The sequence below is a fragment of the Kineosporia sp. R_H_3 genome (genome assembly GCF_002198675.1).
In the GTDB taxonomy this organism is placed as follows: Bacteria; Actinomycetota; Actinomycetes; order Actinomycetales; family Kineosporiaceae; genus R-H-3.
This window is the reverse complement of sequence record NZ_MWLL01000052.1, coordinates 1-7,019: the sequence shown is the minus strand read 5'-3', so window position 1 is coordinate 7,019 and position 7,019 is coordinate 1. Positions and strand designations below refer to the sequence as shown.

Sequence of the window (7,019 nt, the reverse complement as noted above, 5' to 3'; positions counted from 1 at the left end):
CTGCCGGAGCAGCGGCCGCGGGCGGCGTCACGACCGGGGGCACCACCGGAGCGACGACCGGCGCCACGACCGGAGCCGCCACCGGCTGCACGACCGGAGCCGCCGCCGGCTGCACCACCGGAGCCGCCACCGGCTGCACCACCGGGGACCCGAGCGCGTCCGACGCGAGCCGGGCCGCGCCGAGCGCGACGGCGTGCTTCGGGTGCGCGTCGACGGCGACCGGACGGCCGAGCTCCGCGCCGACGAGCTGGGACACGATCGGCATCCGGGACGAGCCGCCGACGAGGAGCACCGAGTGCAGCTCCTCGGGGCTCACGCCGGCGGACCGCAGGGCCCGGCGCAGGGCGTCGATGGAGTCCTGGAGCGCCGGCCGCACCATCGCCTCGAGCTCCGCACGGGTGAGCCGGACCTCGGTCGAGAAGGACGGCAGGAGCACCGGGATCGTCGTGTCGGTGTCCGCCGACAGCGCCTCCTTGGCCTGCGTGCACTCCTCGCGCAGCCGGGCCACCGCGGCCACCGCGGCACCGTCGTCCTCGTCGAGGTCGGTGAGCGCGCTGCCGACGGCCCGGGCCACGTGCGCGTACACCGCGGCGTCGATGTCGATGCCGCCGAGCCGTTCGATCCCCTCGGGACGGCCGAGGATCTCGAACCCGTCGCCGGCCCGGCGCAGCACCGCGGCGTCGAAGGTGCCGCCGCCGAGGTCGTAGACGGCGACGACGGCGCCGTCCGGCATCCGCTGCTGCTGGGCGTAGAAGACCGCGGCCGCCTCCGGCTCGGTGGTGAACGTCGCGTCGTCCAGCCCCGCGACGCGGACCGCCTGCCGCAGCAGGTCCGTCTTGTACGGGCCCCAGTTCGCCGGGTGGCTCACGCAGACCGCGGACGGCGCGCCGCCCTCGCGCGCGGACACCTCGTCGACGACCGCGCGCAGCATCCGGCCCATGAGGGCCTCCGCGGAGTACGGGACGCCACCGAGCAGGATCGGCGTCACGTCGCCGAGGCGGCGCTTGAACTCGCGCGCCACCCGGTGCGGCGTGGAGAGCGCGCGCCGGTTCGCCGGCTCGCCGGTGATGATCGTCTCGTCCTCCCGGAGCAGGACGACCGAGGGCACGGCGGCGGCGCGGCTGCCGAGGGAGCACACCTCGGCGCGGCCGTCGCGCCACACGGCGGCGGCGGTGAACGTGGTGCCGAGGTCGATACCGAGTGCGTACATCACAGCGCTCCGGGGTGGGGGGTGAGCAGGATGCTAGGAACGCAGGAGTAGGGGTGTCTTGGGGGAAGTCCCCGCATCGGACCCCTCGGCGAGGTTCCTACAGTGGGGGCATGGAACCGGTGCGCCCCCTTCGAGACGTCTTCGCCGACCTGGCCGGCACGGACGCCGGTGAGGCGCGTGCGGCGCTGGCCGCGGCGGGGCACGACCTCAGCGACGACCTGCTCCGCACGGCGATCGACGGGTACGCGGGCACCGCCCCCGCCGAGGTCGCCGAGCACCTCGCCGCCGCGGACGGGGCGGACGACGGGCTCGCGCTGCTCGCGAGCGCCCCGGCCGGCCCGTGGGACGGCGAGGTCGTGCTCGACCCGGCGGACGACCTCGCGGCGGACGACCTCGCGGCCGACGACCTCGCGGCCGACGACCTCGACGCCGCCGACCTGCTCGACGTCCCGGCCGCCACCGTGACCGGTCCGGCCGACCCGGCCGACCACGTGACGGACGACGCCCCGGCCGACCACGCGTTCGGCACCGGTGACGCCGACGACCCCGACGAGGACCTCGGCCCGGACGACCTCGACACCCTGGACGACCTCGACGCTCTCGACGCGCCCGCCGCCGGCCACCCGGTCGACGGACAGGGCGCCGACGCGGACCTCGGGTTCGACGACGGCTTCGGAGCAGGGTCCCCGATCGACGACCTCGACGACGACGGCGCCGACGACGGGCCCGACGCGCAGACGCACGACGTCCACGACGCCGGCTGAGGGCCGCGGCACGGTCACCGGGCCGCGGCCAGGTCGGCGAGGAGCCCCTCGCACGAACGGATCGCGACCCGGGCCGCGACGACGAGCTCGTGCGGGGTCATCGGGTTCTCGGCCCGCCGCTGCCAGCGGGCGAGCGCCTGCCCGGCGGCCGCCGTCCGCTCCGGCAGGCCCGACTCGGGGTCGAGCCGCAGCCGTTCGTGGACGGCCGTCCCGGTGCCGCCGATGAGATGCTCGAGGTCGGCGAGCACCTCCGGCTTGCCGGCCACCCACCCGGCGCGCAGCGCGGAGAGCACCCGCAGCTCGTTGAACGGGTGGGCCGACGCGGTGACCTCCTCGAGCTCGCCGGACAGCGCGACGCTGCCCCCGACGGGGTGCTCGTGGAGGAGCCGGTCGAGGGCGAGCAGCGCGGACCGGCTCTTGAGGACGTCCCGGCGGCGGTAGAACAGCGACGCGAGGACGCCGTTGAGGTCGTCGAGGCCGCTGCGGGCCACGAGGTCGCGGGACAGGTCCGTCGCGGTGACCCCGTCGCGGCGCAGCAGGGTCGAGGCGAGCCGGATCCCGAAGACGCCGAACCGGTCGAGCAGGTGCTGCCGCTCCAGGGACGTGAGACCGAGCTCGGGCATCTGCTCGAGGAAGCGGTCGGTCGACAGCAGCAGGCCCTCGACGGTGCGCGGCGGCTGCGTGGCGATCCGGCGCAGGTGCGCGACCTCGGTCTCCGTGAGGGTCACCGCCGTCTCGGCGAGGAGCCCGGCCATCGGCACGACGGTCTGGACGACGCGGCGCACGAGCGGGTCGGCGGACAGCCGCGCCGCGATCCGCCGGGCCGACGACATCGAGTCGGGGCGGCCGACGCCGATCTCGTCCGCGCGCGAGAGCACGCCGATCGCGTTGACCGGGTTGGGCCGCGACACCTCGGTGTCCTGGAAGGCGCGGAGGAACTCGACGTCGCCGGAGTGCAGGTGCCGCATGAGGTAGAGGACGGCGTCCGCGGGTGTCTCGTCCTCCTCCGCGGCGAGCACCTCCCAGGCGCGGCGGCTCACCGCCTCGCTGAGCGAGCCGATGCCGGGGGTGTCGATGAGCGTCACGGTGCGCAGGGCCTGCGACGGCCACGTGACGGTGAGCTGGTCGACGTCCTCCGGCGGTGTCCCGCCGAGGTCGACCTCGACCGCGCCGTCCTCGCGGCGGAACGGCACCTGCCGCGGCTCGCCGACGCGCGGGTGGAGCACCACTCGGTAGGTGTGCCCGTCGCCGTACCAGGTGACGATCCGGGTGCACTCCCCCGCGTCCGTCGGGGCCAGGCGCTCACCGACGAGGGCGTTGAGCAGCGTCGACTTCCCGGACTTCACCCGGCCGGCGACGGCGACGCGCAGGGGCGCGTCGAGCCTGGCGGCGGTCGCGACGAGGCGGGCCTCGTGCGGCGTCCCGCGGTAGGCGAGAGCGGCGCGCTGCAGCACGCCGCGGGTGCGGTCGATCAGGGTCATCCGCCCACCGCCTCCGCCCGCTGCCGCAGCTGGGCGAGCCGGGCGAGCTCGGCGTCCAGGTCCTTGACGCGGCGGTCCCGGTCGGCCTGGGTGCGCTTGACCGACTCCGTCGCGGACTGCAGCGCCTGGGCCGTCGACCGGTTGAGCTCCTCGGCGCGGGCCGTGTAGTGGTCGCGGAGCTGGCGCTGGATCCGGCGCAGGGTGTCGCGCGAGTCCTTGCCCATGACGAACTGGATCTCGTCGCAGTACCGGCGGACGGCGTTCTTCGCCTGCGCCTGCCGCTGCGTGAGCTGGCGGCGCTTCTCGTCGCGCAGCCCGGCCCGGCCCATGAGCAGCCCGATCGGGATCGCGATCGGGGCGAGCCCGGTGACGCCGAGCAGGCTCGGCAGCATCGTGAACATGAGGATGCCGCTGTAGCTGCCCTTCAGGGCCACCATCGTCTGCTTGCGGGTGGTCATCCGCTCGAGCTTGATGTCCGGGTTGAACTCGGTGCGGCTCAGCAGCGGGGTCGGGTTGTAGACGGCGAGCAGACCGAGGTCGTCGCCGGACACCTCGCGGAAGTGCTCCCCCACCTGGGCGCTCACGTCGGTCGCCCGGTCCCGCAGGTAGGTGTAGTTCGCCACGAGCTCGTAGGAGATCCGGGACTGCAGCCACGCCTCCATCTGCGGCCACGAGTCGGCGGGGTCCCCGGCGCCGAGCGCGTCGTCGGCGTCGTTGACGACGCGACGGATCCGCCCGCGCAGGTCGTGCTCGATGTCGGCGCTCACGTCGGAGATGCCGTCGCTGAGCGTCTGGTTCCAGCGGGAGGCGTTGGTGCGCAACGACTCCACGCGCGACTTGGTCTGCGTCAGGTCGTCGATGACGCGCTGCGCGGACGCCGGGTCGGCGAGCGCCGAGCGCTCGGACCGGAACTGGCCGGCGATCTGCTCGCACACCGCGACGACCTCGCGGGCGGCGTCCTGGGCCGCCCGGGTCGCGCCGCCGACGCCGATGTCCTCGGTGACGACGCGGACCAGCTCGCGGAAGCCCGACTCGGTGTTGAGCGCGGCGTCGCTCGTCTTCACCGCGCGCGTCCGCAGCGCCGAGGAGACCGTGAGCAGCCGGACCTCGCCCAGCCCTTCGCGCACGAGGTGCGCGGTGTTGAGGTCCCGGACCTGACGCCAGGCCGGGTAGAAGTCGGTCTTCGTCATGACGCACAGGACCGTCCCGCAGAGGTCGCGGGCCCGGCGCAGGAAGTCCACCTCGGTCGCGGTGAGCTCCTGGGAGGCGTCGGTGACGAAGAGCACCGCGTCGGCCATCGACGTCGCGGCCAGGCTCGCCGCCGCGTGGGTCGAGCCGAGGCCGCCGAGGCCGGGGGTGTCGACGACGACGAGCCCGCTCGCGAGCATCGACCGTGGCAGCAGCACCTCGACCCCGGCGACCCGGCGGCCGTCGGGCCGGGTGCCGCCGGCGTCCCCGCCGCCCTCGACGGCGTGCAGCCGGATCTGGTCGACGGCGATCGGCTCGCGCAGCGGCGGGTCGCCGTCCAGCACGAGGTTCGCCTCGGTCTGCTCGCCGTGCCGGACGTACGTCGGGAGCGCGGTCGCGACGTCGTCGTCGACGGGGCAGACGGTGACGCCGACGAGCGCGTTGACCAGCGAGCTCTTGCCCTGCTTGAACTCCCCGACGACGACGATGTGGGTGCCGGGGTCGGCGAGCCGGCGCTGCGCCGCGGTGAGCCGGTCGGCGAGGTCGGGCCGGGAGTACGCCTCGCAGGCGCGCAGACCGTGCTCGACGACGGCCCTCGCGGCCACGACGGCGTCCGTGCCGCCGGCCGGCCCGGCCCGCACCGGGGTCTGCTGCGCCATACCCGCTCCCTGGGTTCGTCCGTCGGTCCGTCGCTCGCTCGGTCGTCCTGCGTCTCACGTGCGGAAGCGGGTGCCGGTCCCCGCGAGGGGAACCGGCACCCGCTGCCGCGGGTGGTCGTCGCCGGTCAGGCGTCGGCCATGTCGTCGTCGGCGACGTGCTGGTCGCCCGCCCCGCCCTCGACGTTCACGTCGACCACGGGCGAGAAGTTGTCGGACTGGTGGTCGCCGTGCCCGCCGCCGTGCCCGCCGTCGTCGTGCCCGTTGTCCACCTCGCGCAGCTCGGGCTGGGCGTCGAGCGTACGGATCGGGCCGCCGCCGAACCCGTCGACGTCGAGCTGGTGCCCGTCGCCGTGCTCCTCGTTCACGTCCGACTGGACGTTCGTGTCGACGCTCTGCCCGGTCGCGTCACCGGTGCCGGACGCCGCGGCGCCCTCCTCGAGGTAGTTGCCCGACACGTTGCCGGTGTCCCCGGAGCCGAACCCGAGGGCCGCGTCGTGGATGTCGCCGTTCTCGTTGTCGACGACGATGGTGCCGTCGCCGACCGGGCTGTTCTCGATGTCGCCGCCGAGGGTCTGGTTGCCCGTGAACTCGCCGGTGTTCGTCGGGCCGACGATGAGCCCGCCCTGGACGGCGCCGTCGCCGGAGTTGGACTGCGCGCCGTCGCCCTGCGCGGCCGAGGACTCGTCGCCGGTGGCGGCGTTCTGGTCGCCCTCGCCGGAGTTCACGGCGGCGCCGTCGCCCGAGACGTCGATGTCGTCGTTGTCCTGGTCGATGTCGATGTCGCCGTTGACCGGGCCCAGGATGTCGATGTGGTTGTCGTTGATCTCCTGGTAGTTGTAGTTCTGCGTGACCTGCTGGACGATCTGCGCGTTGCTCGCGCCGCCACCGCCGCCACCGCCGTGGAAGCCACCACCGCCGCCGCCGGAGTAGCTGCTGCCGCCCTGGCTGACGTTGCCGTAGCTGTTGTAGTTGTTGGCCTGGTTCGTGAGGAACCCCTGCAGGTGCGGGTCGAGCCCGGGCTGGCCGCACATGTAGTCGAAGACCTCGCCCATGTCGGCCTGGTCGATCTGCTCGTCCGTCACGCCCGTCTCGAGCTTCGCGGACTGGAGGGCCTCGTCCGGCCCCATGCCGACCGCGTTCTGCAGCGCGTGCAGGAGCATCTGAGCGACCTGGGCCGCCTCGGCTGTCACGTTCATCGTCGTCTCCTCGGGAGGTCGCCCGCCGGGGTGGCTGGGCTGATGGCTCAACTCTGCGTGCGGCGGGACCCCCCGGACATCGGGGAACTCCCCCTCCTCGGAGGGGGGTCATGGGGGTGAGATACCGCCGCCCAGCAGCCCTCGCAGCGCGGCCACGAACTCGGCCCGCGTCGACGCCCCGAGCTTGGTCCGGATCCGCGCGACGTGGTGCTCGACGGTCTTGGGCGACAGGTAGAGCTGGGCGCCGATCTCGCGGTGCGTCCGGCCGTCGAGGACGAGCCGGGCGACCTCGACCTCGCGGTCCGACAGCCCGGCCCGGCGGGCCCCGTCGCCGTCCGGTGCGGGCCCGGTGACGACGGTCGGCGCGGGGGTCGCGAGATCGGCGGCGAGGTCGCGGGCGCGCTCGAGCAGCCGCCGGGCGGCGACGGCGTCCGCGACCCGGACGGCGGCGTCACCCGCGAGCCTCGAGGCCTCCCAGGGCAGCTCGGCCGCGCCGACCGTCGTCACCGGGCCCGCACCGG

6 protein-coding genes are annotated in these 7,019 nt (G+C 74.7%); 1 reads left to right on the top strand and 5 read right to left on the bottom strand.

Going from position 1 to position 7,019, the window contains the following annotated elements; all coding sequences use genetic code 11:
• Positions 1-1,210, bottom strand: a 1,210-nt coding sequence (locus ECOMGDLI_RS03225; RefSeq protein ID WP_143447489.1) for an Hsp70 family protein, incomplete at its 3' end; no start/stop codon positions are given.
• A 110-nt stretch (positions 1,211-1,320) separates the two neighbouring features.
• Between ECOMGDLI_RS03225 and ECOMGDLI_RS03220 the strand changes: the two genes are divergently transcribed.
• Positions 1,321-1,974 (top strand): hypothetical protein, encoded by a 654-nt coding sequence (locus ECOMGDLI_RS03220; RefSeq protein WP_088313589.1) that lies wholly within the window; start codon positions 1,321-1,323, stop codon positions 1,972-1,974.
• 14 nt (positions 1,975-1,988) lie between these two features.
• On the opposite strand, the gene ECOMGDLI_RS03215 is transcribed toward ECOMGDLI_RS03220, so the two are convergent.
• The 4 genes from ECOMGDLI_RS03215 to ECOMGDLI_RS03200 form a co-directional block, all read right to left on the bottom strand.
• Positions 1,989-3,455 carry a dynamin family protein gene (locus tag ECOMGDLI_RS03215; protein ID WP_088313586.1) on the bottom strand — a complete coding sequence of 489 codons (1,467 nt, stop codon included), beginning with the start codon at positions 3,453-3,455 and terminating at the stop codon, positions 1,989-1,991.
• A complete protein-coding gene (locus ECOMGDLI_RS03210; RefSeq protein ID WP_088313583.1) occupies positions 3,452-5,302 on the bottom strand; it encodes a dynamin family protein in 1,851 nt (616 codons plus the stop codon). Before ECOMGDLI_RS03210 ends, ECOMGDLI_RS03215 begins: the two co-directional genes overlap by 4 nt.
• 125 nt (positions 5,303-5,427) lie before the next feature.
• Positions 5,428-6,498, bottom strand: a complete 1,071-nt coding sequence (locus tag ECOMGDLI_RS03205) for a hypothetical protein (RefSeq protein WP_088313580.1) — start codon at positions 6,496-6,498, stop codon at positions 5,428-5,430.
• A 108-nt stretch (positions 6,499-6,606) separates the two neighbouring features.
• Positions 6,607-7,019, bottom strand: a 413-nt coding sequence (locus tag ECOMGDLI_RS03200) for a helix-turn-helix transcriptional regulator (RefSeq protein ID WP_143447488.1), incomplete at its 5' end; no start/stop codon positions are given.